Source organism: Lentibacter sp. (assembly GCF_029254145.1).
GTDB lineage: Bacteria > Pseudomonadota > Alphaproteobacteria > Rhodobacterales > Rhodobacteraceae > Lentibacter.
On the sequence record NZ_JAQWYD010000007.1, the window covers coordinates 25,317 to 41,816 of the forward strand.

Annotated in this window: 19 protein-coding genes, 1 other RNA gene and 1 pseudogene; 16 read left to right on the plus strand and 5 right to left on the minus strand. The window is 56.5% G+C overall.

Features of this window, described 5'->3' with window-relative positions; translation table 11 throughout:
- Positions 1–140: 140 nt before the first annotated feature.
- Positions 141–962, minus strand: a complete 822-nt coding sequence (locus P8O11_RS00775) for a pseudouridine synthase (protein WP_300290626.1) — start codon at positions 960–962, stop codon at positions 141–143.
- A 62-nt stretch (positions 963–1,024) separates the two neighbouring features.
- Between P8O11_RS00775 and P8O11_RS00780 the strand changes: the two genes are divergently transcribed.
- Complete coding sequence (locus P8O11_RS00780) at positions 1,025–1,471, plus strand: nucleoside deaminase (protein WP_300290628.1); 447 nt, start codon at positions 1,025–1,027, stop codon at positions 1,469–1,471.
- Between the two features lie 112 nt (positions 1,472–1,583).
- Here the strand turns inward: P8O11_RS00780 and P8O11_RS00785 are convergent, their stop codons facing one another.
- The gene (locus tag P8O11_RS00785; RefSeq protein WP_300290630.1) at positions 1,584–2,279 is read right to left on the minus strand and encodes a metal-dependent hydrolase; all 696 of its coding nucleotides are present in this window, start codon (positions 2,277–2,279) and stop codon (positions 1,584–1,586) included.
- 188 nt (positions 2,280–2,467) lie between these two features.
- Between P8O11_RS00785 and gatC the strand changes: the two genes are divergently transcribed.
- From gatC to rnpB, 5 genes are all read left to right on the plus strand, one after another.
- A complete protein-coding gene (gene gatC / locus P8O11_RS00790; protein ID WP_300290632.1) occupies positions 2,468–2,755 on the plus strand; it encodes an Asp-tRNA(Asn)/Glu-tRNA(Gln) amidotransferase subunit GatC in 288 nt (95 codons plus the stop codon).
- Complete coding sequence (gatA, locus tag P8O11_RS00795) at positions 2,755–4,242, plus strand: Asp-tRNA(Asn)/Glu-tRNA(Gln) amidotransferase subunit GatA (RefSeq protein ID WP_300290634.1); 1,488 nt, start codon at positions 2,755–2,757, stop codon at positions 4,240–4,242. Before gatC ends, gatA begins: the two co-directional genes overlap by 1 nt.
- 45 nt (positions 4,243–4,287) lie before the next feature.
- Positions 4,288–5,049, plus strand: a complete 762-nt coding sequence (locus P8O11_RS00800) for a hypothetical protein (RefSeq protein WP_367186808.1) — start codon at positions 4,288–4,290, stop codon at positions 5,047–5,049.
- Positions 5,046–5,729 carry an N-acetylmuramoyl-L-alanine amidase gene (locus tag P8O11_RS00805; protein WP_300290636.1) on the plus strand — a complete coding sequence of 228 codons (684 nt, stop codon included), beginning with the start codon at positions 5,046–5,048 and terminating at the stop codon, positions 5,727–5,729. The genes P8O11_RS00800 and P8O11_RS00805 overlap by 4 nt, the downstream gene beginning before the upstream one ends.
- Positions 5,730–5,878: 149 nt before the next feature.
- Positions 5,879–6,249, plus strand: an RNA gene (gene rnpB / locus P8O11_RS00810) — RNase P RNA component class A.
- A gap of 20 nt (positions 6,250–6,269) precedes the next feature.
- Here rnpB and P8O11_RS00815 read toward each other — a convergent pair.
- Positions 6,270–7,118, minus strand: a pseudogene (locus tag P8O11_RS00815) (DMT family transporter); the annotation flags it as partial.
- A gap of 158 nt (positions 7,119–7,276) precedes the next feature.
- Here P8O11_RS00815 and rpmG point away from each other — a divergent pair.
- Together rpmG and P8O11_RS00825 are read left to right on the plus strand one after the other, a co-directional pair.
- Positions 7,277–7,444: a 50S ribosomal protein L33 gene (rpmG, locus tag P8O11_RS00820; protein ID WP_068241894.1), complete on the plus strand. Its 168-nt coding sequence runs from the start codon at positions 7,277–7,279 to the stop codon at positions 7,442–7,444.
- A 199-nt stretch (positions 7,445–7,643) separates the two neighbouring features.
- Positions 7,644–8,204, plus strand: coding sequence for a CIA30 family protein (locus tag P8O11_RS00825; RefSeq protein ID WP_300290640.1), 561 nt, complete (start codon positions 7,644–7,646; stop codon positions 8,202–8,204).
- Between the two features lie 215 nt (positions 8,205–8,419).
- Here P8O11_RS00825 and P8O11_RS00830 read toward each other — a convergent pair whose 3' ends face one another.
- Positions 8,420–9,154 carry a Bax inhibitor-1/YccA family protein gene (locus P8O11_RS00830; protein WP_300290642.1) on the minus strand — a complete coding sequence of 245 codons (735 nt, stop codon included), beginning with the start codon at positions 9,152–9,154 and terminating at the stop codon, positions 8,420–8,422.
- Between the two features lie 147 nt (positions 9,155–9,301).
- A complete protein-coding gene (locus P8O11_RS00835; RefSeq protein ID WP_300290665.1) occupies positions 9,302–10,261 on the minus strand; it encodes an NADPH:quinone oxidoreductase family protein in 960 nt (319 codons plus the stop codon).
- Between the two features lie 385 nt (positions 10,262–10,646).
- Here P8O11_RS00835 and P8O11_RS00840 point away from each other — a divergent pair, with 385 nt between their 5' ends.
- The 8 genes from P8O11_RS00840 to P8O11_RS00875 all read left to right on the plus strand — a co-directional run.
- Positions 10,647–11,018 carry a helix-turn-helix transcriptional regulator gene (locus P8O11_RS00840; protein ID WP_300290644.1) on the plus strand — a complete coding sequence of 124 codons (372 nt, stop codon included), beginning with the start codon at positions 10,647–10,649 and terminating at the stop codon, positions 11,016–11,018.
- 73 nt (positions 11,019–11,091) lie between these two features.
- The gene (locus P8O11_RS00845) at positions 11,092–11,889 is read left to right on the plus strand and encodes an inositol monophosphatase family protein (RefSeq protein WP_300290646.1); all 798 of its coding nucleotides are present in this window, start codon (positions 11,092–11,094) and stop codon (positions 11,887–11,889) included.
- Between the two features lie 98 nt (positions 11,890–11,987).
- Positions 11,988–13,322, plus strand: a complete 1,335-nt coding sequence (locus P8O11_RS00850; RefSeq protein WP_300290648.1) for an 8-oxoguanine deaminase — start codon at positions 11,988–11,990, stop codon at positions 13,320–13,322.
- Between the two features lie 95 nt (positions 13,323–13,417).
- Positions 13,418–13,762 (plus strand): CAP domain-containing protein, encoded by a 345-nt coding sequence (locus P8O11_RS00855; RefSeq protein ID WP_300290650.1) that lies wholly within the window; start codon positions 13,418–13,420, stop codon positions 13,760–13,762.
- Between the two features lie 98 nt (positions 13,763–13,860).
- A complete protein-coding gene (gene mgtE, locus P8O11_RS00860; protein WP_300290653.1) occupies positions 13,861–15,243 on the plus strand; it encodes a magnesium transporter in 1,383 nt (460 codons plus the stop codon).
- The gene (locus P8O11_RS00865; RefSeq protein ID WP_300290655.1) at positions 15,240–15,797 is read left to right on the plus strand and encodes a 5-formyltetrahydrofolate cyclo-ligase; all 558 of its coding nucleotides are present in this window, start codon (positions 15,240–15,242) and stop codon (positions 15,795–15,797) included. Before mgtE ends, P8O11_RS00865 begins: the two co-directional genes overlap by 4 nt.
- Positions 15,798–15,894: 97 nt before the next feature.
- Positions 15,895–16,365 (plus strand): OsmC family protein, encoded by a 471-nt coding sequence (locus tag P8O11_RS00870; protein ID WP_300290657.1) that lies wholly within the window; start codon positions 15,895–15,897, stop codon positions 16,363–16,365.
- A gap of 27 nt (positions 16,366–16,392) precedes the next feature.
- A partial coding sequence (locus P8O11_RS00875; RefSeq protein WP_300290667.1) for a YmdB family metallophosphoesterase occupies positions 16,393–16,500 on the plus strand: 108 nt, incomplete at its 3' end.

The window sequence follows — 16,500 nt, forward strand, 5'->3', positions numbered from 1 at the left end:
TTTTGCAAGCCAGTTTCGGTCATAAATCCCCACCAATCCCCATCGTTACTGAGACTTAAGGTAGGGGACGCATGCGCGAGGCGCTAGGGGGAAACGGCGAAGATTTGCTTCAAGGCAGAGTTTCGCCCGTCTGTTTTGGCTCAGCGGGTACGGCGGCGGACCGGTTTTTTGCCGCGAGTGGGCTTTTCTATCACTGGATCGGGCATTTCTAAGCCAAGCTGATCGCGGATGACTTTAGCGCGCAGTTCCTGCACTTCGCCTTGCTTGAGATCGCCAAGTTGAAAGGGGCCGTAAGAGACGCGGATCAGGCGGTTGACTGAGAAACCGACGGCTTCCATGGCGCGGCGGATTTCGCGGTTTTTGCCTTCGCGCAGGCCGATTGTGGCCCATGCGTTGGCGCCTTGCTGACGATCAAGTGTCACGATCATGGGTTGGAAGTTTTCGCCATCCACGGTGATGCCCTTGCGTAGCGGCTCAAAGCTTTCTTCGGTGGGACGGCCCTTGATGCGCACGCGGTAGCGGCGCAGCCAGCCTGTAGAGGGCAACTCAAGCTGACGCTTGACGCCTCCGTCGTTTGTGAGGAGCAAGAGCCCCTCTGAGTTGAGATCAAGTCTGCCAACTGTCATGACACGGGGCAGCTCTTCAGGGAGCTTGTCAAAAATTGTGGTCCGCCCCTGTTCATCGCTGTTGGTGCTCACGAGGCCTTGGGGCTTGTGATAGAGCCACATACGGGGCGGCTCCGGGGCTTTGAGAGCCTTGCCATTAACAACAACCTTATCAGCACTTGTCACATTGAGTGCAGGGCTCGTGATGACCTTGCCATTTACAGAAACGCGGCCTTGCTCGATCAACCGCTCAGCTTCGCGGCGAGAGGCGACGCCTGCTCGGGAGATGACCTTCGCGATGCGGTCCCCTTCAGGTGTGGAAGAGGAGGGGGCTGTTGGTTTGGATGTGTTGCTCATAAGGCCCGCTTAGAGCATTCGCGGCTCTTGCGAAAGAGGGCTTTCATGGGGCATGTGGAGATATGGTGTTTGATACGCATATGGATGTGGCTTTGAGAGAGGCTGAAGCGGCAGGGGCGCGTGGCGAAGTGCCTGTGGGCGCTTGTATAGTCATGAATGGTACAATTGTAGCGCAGGCGGGCAACCGCTGCCGCGAGTTAGATGACCCGACGGCCCATGCCGAAATGCTTGTGATCCGCGCCGCCTGCGCGGCCCTTGGGCAGGAGCGGCTTGAGGGGGCTGCGCTTTATGTGACGCTTGAGCCTTGCCCGATGTGTGCGGGAGCGATCTCCAATGCACGTCTGGCGCGGCTTTACTATGGGGCAGGTGACCCCAAAAGCGGGGGGGTGGCGCAGGGACCCCGTATATTTGGCCATGCGCAGTGTCATCATGTTCCTGAAATTTATGAGGGAATTGGCGCACGAGCCTCCGCGAGTTTGCTGGAAGCGTTCTTTGCGGGAAAACGCTAGGCCTCAGATCTAATTGCCCTGCAGGTAATCCGATTTTTTGACAGGGCTGTCTGCCCCTCGAGCTCCCTCAAGGATATTTTTGGAGAGGAAAAGGTACAGTTGCGGGGTGGCATCACGTGAAGCGAATGGGCTCGAGAACCTCTGGCTCTATCACTTCGACTTCGGGAAGCTCGCGAACTAAGAGGTCCGCAGATTGCTCCAAGATCGGGAAGGTGCGGTAGTGTCCAGGGATTAGTGTTTTGAATTTGAAGAATTTTTTGGCGGCATAGGCGACGCGGCGCATGTCCATTGTAAAGTGGCCGCCCGCCGAAAGCACGCCAATGTCAGGTGCATGAAGATCATGGATGATTTGCATGTCAGCCATAACCTCTGTGTCACCTGAGTGATAGATTGAATGGCCTTCGCCCTCGATGACAAAACCGCATTCGGAGCCTGGAACATTGGGGCCTGTGTCTGTTCCAAATGAGCTCGAGTGAACTGCGTGCACCATTGTGACACGCAGGTTGCCGAGATCTATTGTGCCGCCTTTGTTAAAGCCGATGGTTTCAATGCCTTCAGTGGCTTCCCAGTGCGTCATAAGATCATACTGGCCGACAACGGGTATCTTGAGCTGTCTGGCCAATGGAAGCACATCGGCGACATGGTCAAAATGGGCGTGGGTGAGCAGAATGTGGGTTGCGCCCTCGATGGCCTCTCCGTGTTTGCCTGCGGGCAGCATAGGATTGCCTGTGAGCCAGGGGTCTACCAAGAGGACTTTGCCGCCAATGACGTAGCGAAACGAGCCGTGGCCGAGCCAGAGGATTTGCATGATGTGTCTCCTTGAAAGGGCTTGAAAATGTCGAGGTCTGCGCCGTGTGCGAATTTGAGGCGCAATCGGGCGAAAAAGCAAGAACTGGGGCGAAAGCCTGCGAAAACCGAGTGCTTGGGCTTCAGTTGAGGTTGAAGCGGGGCGCGCCGCGCGCTAAAGGCAGAGCAACACAGAAACGGAGAGACCCCATGTCGATTGACAAGGACACAGCAGCCAAAGTGGCCAAGCTGGCACGGATCAGAGTTGAGGCGGCGGATTTGCCTGCTTTGGCTGAAGAGTTCAACGCGGTGCTCGGCTTTATCGAACAGTTGAGTGAAGTAGATGTGGAGGGAGTGGAGCCGATGGTCTCGGTCACGCCGATGCGTTTGCCACGCCGTGTCGACGTTGTGAGCGACGGAGGCCAGCAGGCCAAAGTGCTGGCGAATGCGCCTGATGCGCGTGAGGGATTCTTTGCGGTTCCGAAGGTGATGGAATAATGGGTGATCTGAACAAACTTACGATTGCAGCAGCACGAGACGCGCTTCGCAAGGGCGATGTGAGCAGTGCGGAGTTGACCGAGGCTTGTCTCGGCGAGATCGAGAGTGCGGGCGCTCTCAATGCGTTTGTGCATAATACCCCAGAGATTGCGCGCGCGCAGGCGGCGGCTGCCGATGCTCGGATCAAGGCGGGCGATGCGCCAGATATGTGTGGCATTCCGCTCGGAATTAAAGACTTGTTCTGCACCAAAGGCGTGCCCTCGCAAGCCGCTAGCAATATTTTGAAGGGCTTTAAGCCTGAATATGAAAGCACTGTAACCAGTCAGCTCTTTGACGCAGGTGCGGTTATGCTTGGCAAACTCAATATGGACGAGTTTGCCATGGGGTCTTCAAACGAGACGAGCGCTTATGGCAATGCGGTGAACCCTTGGCGGCGGGATGGAAGCGAAGCGGCGTTGACGCCTGGCGGCTCCTCTGGTGGCTCTGCCTCAGCTGTTGCTGCGGACCTTTGCTTGGCGGCGACAGGCACTGACACCGGCGGCTCGATCCGTCAGCCGGCGGCCTTTACTGGCATCACAGGTATCAAGCCGACCTATGGCCGCGTCTCACGCTGGGGTGTTGTCGCTTTTGCCTCAAGCCTTGATCAGGCTGGGCCGATGACCAAGGATGTGCGCGACGCAGCGATTATGCTGGAGGCCATGTGTGGCCATGACGCCAAGGACAGCACAAGTGCTGATCTGGCTGTGCCGAATTTTGAGGCGATGCTGACGGGAGACATCCGCGGCAAGACCATCGGGATTCCGCGCGAGTACCGCATGGACGGAATGCCAGAGGAGATCGAGAAGCTCTGGGCTGAGGGCACGGAGATGCTCAAGGCGGCGGGTGCGAAGATTGTTGATATCAGCCTGCCACACACGAAATATGCATTGCCAACCTATTATGTGATCGCGCCTGCGGAAGCCTCAAGCAACCTCGCGCGGTATGACGGTGTGCGCTATGGCCACCGCGCCAAGCTTGCCGCAGGTGATGGCATCACAGAGATGTATGAAAAAACGCGTGCCGAGGGCTTTGGGCATGAGGTGCAACGCCGTGTCATGGTCGGCACTTATGTTTTGTCCGCAGGGTTTTATGATGCCTATTACAATCGCGCCCGCAAAGTGCGCACGCTCATCAAGCGCGACTTTGAAGAGGTTTTTGCCACGGGTGTCGATGCTATTCTCACGCCAGCGACGCCAAGCGCGGCGTTTGGTCTGGGTGAGATGTCCGAGGCGGATCCAATTGCGATGTATCTAAATGATGTGTTCACTGTAACAGTAAACCTTGCGGGGCTGCCTGGCATCGCTGTTCCCGCGGGGACAGACAGCCAAGGCTTGCCTTTGGGCTTGCAACTGATTGGACGGCCTTGGGAAGAAGGTGACTTGCTGAATACCGCCTATGCGCTTGAGCAAGCGGCTGGTTTTGTGGCCAAACCTGCAAAATGGTGGTAAGGGGCTGCGCAATTGCAAAGTTGCTTTGAAAAGGCAGGACAGACTGTGAAAAATACTATTTTGATGAGTTTTGCAGGTTTGGCTCTCGCCGCCTGTGCGCCAGCGATCCTTGATAGCGGCGCGCTAAACACTGGCGATGGCGTCGGCTTTGGCAGCTACCAAGAGTATAGCGCGAAAGAAGCCGCACGCGAGGCGCAGCTGAGCCAAACAGCTTTGCCAGGTCCAAACGCTGTGAGTGAGGAAATTCTCGGGACGCCTGAAAGTGATGTGGCCTCGGAGGTCAGCGCGGTCTTGGATGCGACGCGTCCCAGCGGGCAGGTTCTGAACGCGAGCCCGAGCAACCCAGCGCCCGCTGTGATCAATGCGGCGGGGATTTCAAATGAAAATGACTTTGGCGCTGTTGGCGAACAGCGCAGTATTGAAGACGACGCGGCGCGGCGCGCGGCGTTGAAAGCGCAGTATCAAGATGTGGCTCCGACGGCTGTGCCCACTCGGACAGGACGTGGTGGACCGAATATTGTTGAGTTTGCGCTCAATACATCAAATCCGCGAGGGCAAGGCATTTATCGCCGTGTCGGCTTGAACTTGCAGGCGAAATACACGCGCAACTGTGCGAAATACCCATCACCTGACTTGGCGCAGAGTGAGTTTCTGTCGAAGGGCGGGCCTGAGCGCGACCGTCTCGGACTTGACCCTGATGGTGACGGTTATGCCTGCTCCTGGGATCCTGCACCTTTTCGTGCAGCCAAGTCAGTAGGGCTGCAAGCGGAAGAGCCGCTGGATGCGGCAGCTGTTACGGGCGAGTGAGCAACACGCTCACAATTTGCGATGTGATATCGCCAAATCAGGGCGCGCGGCGTGAGGCTGCGCGCCCTGATTTGCTTGTGATCCACTACACTGCGATGCAGAGCGCCGAAGCGGCGATTGCGCGACTGTGCGCGCCTGAAGCTGAGGTTTCTGCGCATTATGTGATCAGTGAGTGTGGTCAGATTACGCGACTTGTGCCCGAAGAAATGAGGGCATGGCACGCGGGCGCAGGGCGGTGGGGGGATGTCACGGATGTGAACTCCCACTCTATCGGAATAGAGCTGGCAAACCGTGGAAATCATCCGTTTCCCGAGCCGCAGCTGGCGCGCCTTGAGCTATTGATGTCTGAGATTATGGCACGCTGGTCGATCCCTCCCGAGCGGGTTATCGGGCATTCGGATATGGCGCCAGGACGCAAGGGTGATCCCGGTGCGCGGTTTGACTGGGCGCGCTTGGCGCGGGGAGGCTTGTCCGTCTGGCCTGATGCGGGCTCGGCCGGGGAGTTTTACGCAGATGCGGAGAGGTTTGGCTATCCTGTCGGGGATGTGGAGGATACGCTTATTCTTGAGGCCTTTCGTTTACGCTTTCGGCCATGGGCGTCTGGGAGATTGAGCTGCGAGGACGCGGCGTTGATGTCGGGGTTGGCGGCGCGCTGGCCGTGTAAACGCGTCTTTGTTTGAAGGTTGCGTTGCCTCTGGCATCGTCTCATGCGCTTGCAAGCTCTCGCTTTTGGTGGGCTTCTCCCAGCCACCCCAGAGATATTTGGGGAAAGAAAAAGTGTAGATTGGACGATTGACGGGCGTGGCGCGGAGTTCTATCTGCGAGGGGCGCGGAAGGCTGGGTGACCGCGGGGGGCCTTTGGGCGCCTCGAGGAAAGTCCGGACTCCACAAGACAACGGTGCCGGGTAACGCCCGGGCAGGGCAACCTGACGGAAAGTGCCACAGAGAAGAGACCGCTTTCTCACGAGGAAGTAAGGGTGAAACGGTGGGGTAAGAGCCCACCGGGGGGCTGGCAACAGACCTCGCATGGCAAACCCCACTGGGAGCAATGCCGAATAGGAACCTCGCTATAAGCCGTCTTGGCTTTGAGGTTCGGGTTGGCAGCTAGAGAGGCGTTGGTAACAGCGCCTTAAGATGAATGGTCATCCAGAGCGGGGCAACCTGCTTGGACAAGATCCGGCTTATAGGCCTTCCGTGCGTTTATCTGTTGTGACCACATAAAGACCAGCCAAGAGCAAGGCGGCGCCTGCGAGCTTGAGTGGCGTGGCAGATTCGCCCACGACGACGAGGGCGAGCACCCATGCAGTGAGCGGCTCGGCGAGCGCAAGCGTGACCGCTGTGGAGGCGGGCACGGATTTGAGGCCCCATGTGTAGAGTGCATAGGCGAGACCTGTTGAGCCCACCCCAAGCGCGAGAAGTGTGGCTGGAGCCGTGCCTGTCAGCGCCCAATGCCACGGGACAAACGCGAAAACAGGGGCCGTAAACAGGGCTGCGAGCGCAAAGGTGCTGGCGGCGATGGTCGCTGCGGGAGCGTCGGCGACCATTTTGGAGGAGGCGAGCGAGTAGCTCGCGTAGCTGAGACCTGCGGCTGCGGCGAGCAGGAGGCCAATAGAAGAGGCACCTCCTTGTGTGCCCGCGAGTACGAGGAGGGCGGCGCCTGCAATGGCTAGAGCCTGACCAAGGGCTTTGCGGCGACTGGGCCCGCGGCGTAGCAGTAGAGTGTCATATGCGGCGACCCAGAGTGGAGCTGAGCCTATTGTAACCGCTGTGCCAAGACCGACGCCTGCCTGGGCCACTGCGGCGAAAAAGAGGAGGTTGTAGACGGCCATACCGAGGGCAGCGACCAACAGCGGAGTTTTTGGCAGCTTACGCAAAGCGGCGAACGCCCCGCGTGTCATGGATGCGAGCAGGAGCAGTGAGAACGCGCCGATAGCGAGCCTCAGCGCACCGACTACGAGGGGCTCACGGGTGTCGGGTAGAAAGCTCTGCAATGTACCAGTGGTCCCCCAGAGAACAGCGGCAGCGAGGATCGCGCAGAGCGCGAGAAGGGTAGGTGAGGCACGTGTCATAGGGCCTTTTCGCGGCTTCTTTTAGGGGATGCAAAGCAAATCTATGCGTTAGGCACGCTTTGCGGTTGACTCGGGCGCGGTGATCCTTAAAAGGCAGGCTTCAAGAGAATTCACGGGTCTGCATTTTGTTTGCGAGACTCAGCCGCAGGAGAAGCCCAATGGCGAAGCCAACCACGATCAAAATCCGCCTGAACTCGACCGCAGGCACTGGCCACTTCTATGTGACCAAGAAGAACGCACGTACAATGACAGAGAAAATGTCGGTTCGTAAGTACGACCCCGTTGTGCGCAAGCATGTTGAATATAAGGAAGGCAAAATCAAGTAAGTCTTGATTTTGACTTTGATGTGATTGGGCCGTTCCGAAAGGGGCGGCCTTTTTCTTTGCGTGGTTGTTTGGGCGCTAGGGCGTGCCTAGGTCTGTAGGAGCGGGTCATGATACCATGTGCTGGTGGTAGGGGCTGGTCGCCCGACCCGTAGAAATATCGAGGGAAAAGGCGATCAAGGTTGGAGAGAGCGAACTTTATATGGTCAGGTTTGAGAATTTTATGGCTGTGATGGCGCTCGGCGTTTTGGTTTCGGGCACTGCGGCGACAGGGGGCGAGCAGATGATTGAGGATTTTAGCGGTACACCCGATGCGCGTTGGGAGTTTATCTCCGATCAGGTGATGGGCGGGGTGTCAACGGGCACTGTGGCGCTTGAGCGCGAGGGCTCACAGGGGTTTGTACACCTTACTGGCGATGTGAGCACGAAAAACAACGGCGGCTTTATACAGGCGCGCTTGCAGCTCTCTGAAGCGCTATCTTTCGAAGCGGCAGGGCTCGAACTGAGAGTGCGGGGCAATGGGCAGACGTATTTTATCCATATCCGCACTGGAGGTACTCTTTTGCCTTGGAACTTCTATCAGGGGCGTTTTGAGGCGGATGAAGAGTGGAGCACTGTGCGTATTCCGTTTGCGAGCTTCAAAGCCAAGGGGCGGCTATTGCGCAAAGAGCTGCGCGCTGTGGCAGTTAAATCCATAGCGGTTGTCGCTTACGGGCGCGACCATACTGCAGATGTTTCTGTGGCGCGGATTTCAGTTTATTAAAGTGGTCAGAGCTTTGCTTTTGGCACATTCGGTCTTGCAGCGCGAAAGTCCCTTTAAAACCTCGCCTGAAGCACATTTAGCCGTGTCTACTTAGTTCGGCGATAAAGCGAGTGGCCATGCGGCAGGCCCTGTCAATGGTGGGCAAGTGGGCAAGGGGTCTAAAGGAAAGGGCCAGCGCGGTGGCTGGCCCTTTGTGTTTGTCAAAAGCATCTCGCTTAGTCGCGCGGCATGAAGAGGAACATGATCGAGCGGAACATCGCGATGAAGCTGATGTAGAGTTGCAGCGCGCCGATGATGGCGGCTTTTTCGAGGAACATTTCTGCCTCCTGGCCGCCTTGGTAGCGTGCGCCGAGGTAGGTATTCTTGATGTCCTGCGTGGACGTCGCTGTGAGAACGGCGAAGACGCCAAGGATTGCAAGGTTCATCCACCATGCGCCAGCGGCGCCCATGCCGCCTGTGAAGAAGCTGAACATTGCAATGGCGACAATACCCCACGCCATCATCGTGGCGACTTGGCCAATTGGGCCAAGATTGCGCTTGGTAAGGTAGCCTGTGAGGCTGAGGCCGAGGAAGGCGACAGCGGTGTAAAGCAGCCCCATGATCACGCTGGACATGGAGAACATGATGAAGATCACTGAGAGTGACACGCCTGTGAGCGCGGCATAGGCCCAGAAAATCATGTTGAGGCTGGCAACGCTGAGGCGTTCAAACGCGAAGTTGGCGACCAGAACGAAGGCCAGTGGGCCAAAGATGACTGCATAAACGATTGGCGGCACGAGCAAGACCTGCTGTGCAGCTGGACTTTGGGCGACCATGTAGGCCAAAGCGAAAGTGGCAAGGAGTGCGGCCGACATGAGGCCGTAGACCTTGTTCATATGGGCGCGAAGCCCTTGGTCAATTGCGGCGTCTTGTGTGTGTGCGCCGGAATGGACGGTGTCAAATTCTGCCATGTGTAGCCTCCGAGGTTGCATAGGCGTTTGTGTGGCCCTGCCTGTTCACAGAGCCCTCAGAGCAAATATCGGTGAGGCGGGCCACTTTTTCAAGCATTACCGTTAGCGATTTAGTCAGGAATCGAGCGTTTTTTTCAGTATGAGCTGCTAAAGGGTTATCACGACCTTCCCCGTAGATTTGCGGGAGCGCAGAAGTTCCATACCTTCCGTGGCTTGCTCTAACGGCAAGCTATTGCTCACATGAGGTTTAATCTTTTTTTCTGCATGCCAGCAGACCAGTTCTGCGAGACTGTCTGTGATGACCGATGGCTTAAAGGCTAGGTAACCACCCCAGTAAAACCCCATGACTGTAAGGTTTTTGACGAGTAGAATATTGGCAGGGATTTGGGGCACTTCGCCTGAAGCATACCCGATTGTCAAAATCCGGGCTTCTGGGTTACAGGCGCGCATGGCGGCTTTGAATTGATCTCCACCGACAGGATCATAAACAACATCCGCTCCGCCAAGAGCGCGCACAGCCTCGCGGATATCGTCTGTTTCTGCATCGATCAAATGGTCCGCTCCAGCAGCTTTTGCCACGGCAAGTTTGTCTGCACCACGCGCGCAGGCAATTACTTTTGCGCCCATGAGCTTACCGATTTCGACGGCTGTGAGGCCGACGCCACCTGCTGCACCAAGCACCAGCAGTGTCTCACCGGCTTTCAGGCCAGCTTTATAGCCAAGTGCCACATGGCTTGTGCCATAGGCGACCTGAAGAGCAGCAGCTTCGTTCATATTGGCTCCGTCTGGCAACGGGGTTACGCGCGCGGCGTCGTAGCAGGCATATTCGGCAAGGCCGCCTTGGCCGCCAAATACCATTACAGGAGTGCCTACGGCAGGGCCGTTCACGCCATCCCCCAGTGCATCGACAATGCCGGCGACTTCCATGCCCATCGTAAAAGGATAGGGCGGGGTGTCTTGATAGGTGCCTTGAACCATGAGCAAGTCCGCAAAGTTCAATCCGCAGGCCGACACCTTGATACGCAGTTCGCCTTTTGCGGGCTCAGGACGTGCAATCTCTTGAATTTCAGGTGATTGACCTTTGGTCATGCAGCGCAGGGCGCGCATCGTTGTTGGGCTCATTGGTCTTGGTCCTTTGGCTTGATCGTAGCCGCAGTTTGCCTAGATTTTTGCGGGGTTTCTACTCCTATGAGAGACTTTCATGCAAAAAGTATGTCTGGCTCGAGCTTCCGCGCAATAGGCAGAGATGCGCAGGGCAAAAGGCCCCCTACTTGACAAAGGCGGATCAAAAACGCGTAATGCGTGTGCGTAAGATTTTGTTTAGCTTTATGCGGTAGTCTTTCTTACATGTGCATACCGGTGCTCACAGATTATTGTTTGTTTTCGCGGCGTAAGAGAGTATCTCTCGCTGAGCCGTGTGGGGTTGACCGGTCGAACGATCCAGGAGATTGGACGCGTTCTAAGTGTGCGAGTGTGAATTTAGGAGTAGAATATGGCTCACCCAGTGGACGTTCATGTAGGTAAGCGAGTGCGTCACCGACGCTGGCTTGTTGGCATGACACAACAGCAATTGGCCGAAAAAGTCGGCATTAAATTTCAACAGATTCAAAAGTATGAGACGGGTGCAAACCGCGTCAGTGCATCTCGACTTTGGGACATTTCCGAAGTGTTGGATGTGCCTGTGTCGTTTTTCTTTGAAGGACTGGATGTCGATCAGGCAGCGGTCGCGAAGGAAGAGCGTATGCCATCGGACCTGATGGGCGACAAAGAGGCAATGGAGTTGATCCGCTCTTACTACTCTATCCCCGAGAACCAGCGCAAACGCTTGTTTGATCTGGCACGTGTCTTGAGTGATGTGGCCTGAGCCATCGCAGCTCTGATGGCGGGGCTTGTGCCCATGAGTGCTCCTGCGGCATAGACACCCCGAGGAGACGCCCATGACACAGCATGATTTTCAAGAGATCACACGCACAGCACACGCGCTGGCCGAGGCTGCGCGGGGTGTCGTGCTGCCTTATTTCCGCTCGGCTGGATTGAGCGCGGAAAATAAACTCAGCGAAGGATTCGATCCCGTTACAGCGGCGGACAAGGCTGCGGAGCAAGTGATGCGTTCTGTTTTGGCAGAACAGCGCCCTGATGATGCAATTATTGGTGAAGAGTTCGGTGTCTGCGCGGGGCGAAGCGGTCTGACATGGGTTCTCGATCCAATAGACGGAACGCGCGGGTTTCTGGCGGGCACGCCGACTTGGGGAGTATTGATCTCGGTTTGCGACGCGGGTGGCCCGATATTTGGCATGATTGATCAGCCTTATGTGGGCGAGCGCTTTTGGGGCGGGTTCGGCACGGCAGAAATGACTGGGCCGATGGGTGACTCCTCCTTGCGCGTCCGCGGCAGTCGTGCGCTGAGCGAGGCGATTTTGTTTACGACCTTTCCCGAAGTCGGAACCATGGCGGAGCGCGCAGGCTTTGAGGCGGTTGCCCAGCATGTGAAGCTCACGCGCTTTGGCATAGATTGTTATGCTTATGCGCTTTTGGCGGCGGGGCAGATTGATCTAGTGATCGAAGCGGGGCTTTCTAACTATGACATCTGTGCGCCCATCGCGCTCATTGAAGCCGCTGGTGGCATTGTCACAGACTGGAAGGGCGACAAGGCCCATGACGGCGGGCGGGTCTTGGCGGCGGCGGGAGAAGAACAGCACAAAGCAGCACTTGATATCCTCTCACGCTTTTCTTGAGCTGAGATTGGCGTTAGCCTAAACACACGCGCTTCTCGGCCCTTTTCCAGCGCAACCTGTTTTTCGAGATGAGGGGGCGTTTGAAGCGAGGAGCTCTCATGCGCGAAACACTCATCCGCGGCGCGGACCATATCCTGACAATGAACGACAGGCGCGAGGAGCTCCAAGGGGCGGATATTTTGCTCCGTGAGGGTGCGATTGCTGCCGTGGGGTACGGGTTAGCCACCTCTGGTGCGGTACTTGAGGCAGCGGGCTGCGTGGTTACGCCAGGGCTCGTGAATACGCATCATCATCTGTATCAAAGTCTCACCCGAGCTGTTCCTGGTGGGCAGGATGCGCTCTTGTTTGGTTGGCTTCAGACACTTTATCCGATCTGGGCCAAATTTGGTCCAGAGGAGATGTTTATAAGTGCGCAAGTAGGGTTGGCGGAGTTGGCGCTGACCGGCTGCACCATGAGCTCGGACCATCTTTATCTTTATCCGAACGGATCACGGCTTGACGACACGATTGCGGCCGCGGCGGAAGTTGGTCTCAGGTTTCATCCTACGCGGGGCGCTATGAGTATTGGTGAGAGTGACGGCGGATTGCCGCCTGATAGTTTGGTAGAGCGCGAAGCAGATATCCTTGAAGATTGTATTCGCGTGATTGACGCGCACCACGATTCTCGCGAAGGCGCGATGGTCAGGGTCGGGGTTGCGCCCTGCTCGCCGTTTTCTGTGAGCAGAGATCTGATGCGGGATGCCGCTATTTTGGCCCGTGATAAAGGCGTGATGCTGCACACGCATTTGGCAGAGAACGACGAAGACGTCGCTTATAGCCTTGAGAAATTTGGTTGCCGCCCCGGGCAGTATGCGGAAGATCTGGGATGGACAGGGCCTGATGTTTGGCATGCGCATTGCGTCAAGCTTGATGGGCAAGAGATTGATCTGTTCGCACGCTCAGGAACGGGTGTCGCTCATTGTCCCTGTTCGAACTGCCGTCTTGGATCGGGCATCGCACCTGTGCGGGCGATGCGACACGCGAATGTGAAAGTTGGTCTTGGTGTAGATGGCTCTGCGAGCAACGATACTGGGCAGATGATGGCCGAGGCGCGGCAAGGGATGCTCTTACAGAGGGTTGCTTTTGGCGCCGATGCGATGAGCGCGAGAGAGGCGCTTGAAATTGCGACACGTGGAGGCGCCGAAGTGCTTGGACGCAGGGACTGTGGCCAAATTGCTGTGGGCAAGCGCGCTGACATCGCGCTCTGGGACACACGCGGCATTGAAAGCGCAGGCAGCTGGGATGCGGCGGCGCTTTTGCTTGCAGGGCCAACGCGAGTCAAAGATTTGTTTGTCGAGGGTAGGCATATCGTGCAGGATGGACATATGAAGCATCTTGACCTTGGCGGCGCTATCGCGCGACAGAATAAGTTGGCGCAAAAATTGATGAGTTAAGGTTTGGCGTGAGAGGATGTGGTATGAGTCTAAAACAGGTATTTTTGTGTGGAATCTTTTGTTTGGCCCCAGCAGGGCTTTTACAGGCGGAACCCATGCGAGACGTCGTGTCCATGGTAAATAAGCTTCGCGCTGAAAATGGATTGCATGCTTTGAATGTGAGCCCGCAGCTGGAAAAAGCGGCAGACCTACACGCAAGTGACATAGCGCGGCGCGGCGTGTTTACCCACACGGGTTCAAACGTATCGACCCCTGCTAAGCGTGCTAAGCGGGCGGGCTACAAATTTTGTACGGTGGCCGAAAATGTTGCGGCTGGTCAGGAAAGCTCTGCTGAGGTTATGCAGGCTTGGGCCAACTCGCCAGGGCACCGTAAGAATATGCTTAAACCAAAGGCGCGCGATATTGCCGTGGTCCGTGGGCCAAACAACAACTGGGTTTGATGCTGGCGGCCAAGCGCGGAACCTGCTGAAAACTCAATTCGCCGATTGCTCCTTTGATAGCTTGCGCTTAGGTTAAGGGCAAGAAAACGGGGGCTGATTTGAGCGAATACGAGACAGATACATTTGAGTCCGAAGACGAAGTTTACGAGCTAAGTCGCCGTGATGTTGGAGCTGTTCTGGAGGCTGTGGAGGCTGGTGCCCGCGATGAGCTGATTTCGCTCATGGAGCCGATGCATGCGGCCGACATTGCTGACTTGCTTGAACAGATCAGTTCGGCAGACCGATATGCGCTGATTGAGCTTTATGGTGTAGAGTTTGATGGCGAGATTCTGTCGGAGCTCGACGAAAGTATCCGCGAAGATGTGATTTCTGCACTGCGCCCTGAGGTTCTGGCCGAGGCGGTTCGGGAGTTGGAATCCGATGACGTCGTTGACCTTTTGGAAGACCTGGAACAGCTGCAGCAAGATGCAATTTTTAATGCGCTTGATGACGCGGATGCGATGGTTGCGCGTCAAGCACTAAGCTATCCTGAAGACTCTGCGGGCCGGATGATGCAGCGCGAGGTTGTTGCCGCGCCTGAGCATTGGTGTGTGGGTGATGTGATTGATTTCATGCGCTCATCCGAAGACTTGCCAGAGCAGTTTTATCATGTCGTTCTGGTTGATCCGCGAATGCACCCTGTGGGTAATGTCACACTTGGGCGTATTATGGGCGCGCCACGCAAGCAGCCTTTGAGCGATCTCACCGAAGAGGTTTTCCAGATTATCCCAGTCGATCAGGACGAGGGCGATGTGGCCTATGCGTTCAACCAATATCACTTAATTTCAGCGCCCGTTGTGGATGATGAGGGGCGGCTCGTTGGAGTGATTACCATTGATGACGCCATGGTTGTTTTGGATGAAGAACATGAGGAAGACATTCTGCGTCTTGCGGGTGTTGGTGAGGGCAGTCTGACCGATCGTGTGATCAGCACAACCAAGCGGCGCTTTCCATGGCTGGCTGTAAACCTTGTGACGGCGGTTCTGGCGAGCCTTGTGATTGCCCAGTTTGAAGGTGTGATCAGTGATTTCGTGGCGCTGGCGGTCTTGATGCCGATTGTGGCTTCGATGGGTGGGAATGCGGGAACCCAGAGCCTTACTGTTGCGGTGCGCGCGATTGCGACGAAAGACCTTACTGGCTCTAACGTCTGGCGGGTGATCCGTCGTGAAGTCCTGGTGGGCGCGGTGAACGGTGCGATTTTTGCGCTGGTGATGGGGGCTGTGTGTCTGTTGTGGTTCTCCTCGGCGACTCTAGGCTTGGTCATTGCTTCTGCGATGGTGATCAATCTGGTTGTGGCAGGGTTTGCTGGGACGGTTATTCCTGTGGCCTTGGAGAAGGCAGGAGTTGATCCTGCATTGGCCTCGGGGGCTTTTGTGACCACCGTAACAGATATTGTTGGTTTTTTTGCCTTCCTTGGGTTGGCAGCGTTGGTCTTGGTATGATGGATTTGACAGAAGCCAAAGCGGCGGCGCGAAAGGCGGCTTTTGCACGGCGCAAGGTCGCGTTTGAAATGGCCTGTAAGGCGCAGGCGGGTTATCTCTCCGAGATTTTGGCAGGGCATCGCGGCGTCGCGCTTGCGGGCTATATGCCAATAAGAACCGAGATTGATCCGCTCGCTGCGATGGAAGAGTCCGCGGCGCACGGGCCTGTGGGTGTGCCTGTTATTCAGGGCGCTGGGCAGGCGCTCAAGTTTGCGCGTTGGGAGCCTGACTGTGATTTGGTGGAAGGACCATTCAAGGCAATGGTCCCCGCGACGCTTCAATATTTTGAGCCAGAAATTCTGATTGTGCCGCTGGTCGCTTTTGATCGAAGCGGTGGCCGGCTCGGCTATGGTGGCGGGTTTTATGATCGTAGCTTGGAAGGCTTGCGTACAAAGCGGGCGACGCTGGCCATCGGCTTTGCTTTTGCCGCGCAAGAAGCTGAAAACTTGCCGCTTGAGGCGACTGACCAACCGCTCGATATGATTGTGACGGAGCGCGGGATTATAACGGTGTGAGACCCGTTCTCCGCCGTACTCTCCCGTCCCCCAACCTACGCAAGGACTTTGGGCTTTTGTCTGAAGAGACATTTTTGTGGATGTAAGGGAGTTAAGCATGAACGTGACACATGATTTTGACGCCAAAGTGGTTTGGACGGGCAATCAAGGCACAGGTAATGCTCGCTATCAGGGGTATGCGCGCACATGGGAGGTGCGCACACCTGGTAAAACTGTAATTAAATGTTCGAATGACCCACTTCTGGGTGGGAACCCGCAGCTGCACAATCCCGAGGATATGCTGATTGCGGCGCTTTCGGCCTGTCATATGCTTTGGTATTTGCATCTGGCGCATGATGCAGGAGTTGTTGTGCTCGGATATGAGGACGATCCTGTCGGACACGGGGAAAGCGAGCCAAGTGGAGCGGGGCGCTTTGTGAGCGCTCAGCTGCGCCCGCGGATCACCGTAGCAGAGGGCACGGATCTTGCGCGCGCTGAGGCCGTACACCATGAGATCCATAAAGTGTGCTTCATGGCGCGCTCTGTAGCCTTTCCAGTGTATTATGCGGCACGATACGTGATTGCATAAGGCGGCCCTGCGGCCTATGGGTTTTGCATGAAAATACTATTTCTTGGAGATGTTATGGGCCGCTCAGGGCGGCGGGCTGTGAGCGAGAGGCTTGCCGGCTTGCGTGCAGCGTGGGGGCTCGATTTTGTTGTGGTG

Excerpts from the sequence above, each read along its gene's own strand:
- P8O11_RS00835 (WP_300290665.1), bottom strand. The coding sequence starts at position 10,261 with ATGCGCGCCCTGCGCTGCATGACCAAAGGTCAATCACCTGAAATTCAA.
- P8O11_RS00775 (WP_300290626.1), bottom strand. The coding sequence starts at position 962 with ATGAGCAACACATCCAAACCAACAGCCCCCTCCTCTTCCACACCTGAA.
- P8O11_RS00825 (WP_300290640.1), top strand. The coding sequence starts at position 7,644 with ATGGTCAGGTTTGAGAATTTTATGGCTGTGATGGCGCTCGGCGTTTTG.
- P8O11_RS00850 (WP_300290648.1), top strand. The coding sequence starts at position 11,988 with ATGCGCGAAACACTCATCCGCGGCGCGGACCATATCCTGACAATGAAC.
- P8O11_RS00855 (WP_300290650.1), top strand. The coding sequence starts at position 13,418 with ATGCGAGACGTCGTGTCCATGGTAAATAAGCTTCGCGCTGAAAATGGA.
- P8O11_RS00840 (WP_300290644.1), top strand. The coding sequence starts at position 10,647 with ATGGCTCACCCAGTGGACGTTCATGTAGGTAAGCGAGTGCGTCACCGA.
- gatC (WP_300290632.1), top strand. The coding sequence starts at position 2,468 with ATGTCGATTGACAAGGACACAGCAGCCAAAGTGGCCAAGCTGGCACGG.
- gatA (WP_300290634.1), top strand. The coding sequence starts at position 2,755 with ATGGGTGATCTGAACAAACTTACGATTGCAGCAGCACGAGACGCGCTT.
- P8O11_RS00780 (WP_300290628.1), top strand. The coding sequence starts at position 1,025 with ATGGTGTTTGATACGCATATGGATGTGGCTTTGAGAGAGGCTGAAGCG.
- rpmG (WP_068241894.1), top strand. The coding sequence starts at position 7,277 with ATGGCGAAGCCAACCACGATCAAAATCCGCCTGAACTCGACCGCAGGC.
- P8O11_RS00865 (WP_300290655.1), top strand. The coding sequence starts at position 15,240 with ATGATGGATTTGACAGAAGCCAAAGCGGCGGCGCGAAAGGCGGCTTTT.
- P8O11_RS00830 (WP_300290642.1), bottom strand. The coding sequence starts at position 9,154 with ATGGCAGAATTTGACACCGTCCATTCCGGCGCACACACACAAGACGCC.
- P8O11_RS00870 (WP_300290657.1), top strand. The coding sequence starts at position 15,895 with ATGAACGTGACACATGATTTTGACGCCAAAGTGGTTTGGACGGGCAAT.
- P8O11_RS00785 (WP_300290630.1), bottom strand. The coding sequence starts at position 2,279 with ATGCAAATCCTCTGGCTCGGCCACGGCTCGTTTCGCTACGTCATTGGC.
- P8O11_RS00845 (WP_300290646.1), top strand. The coding sequence starts at position 11,092 with ATGACACAGCATGATTTTCAAGAGATCACACGCACAGCACACGCGCTG.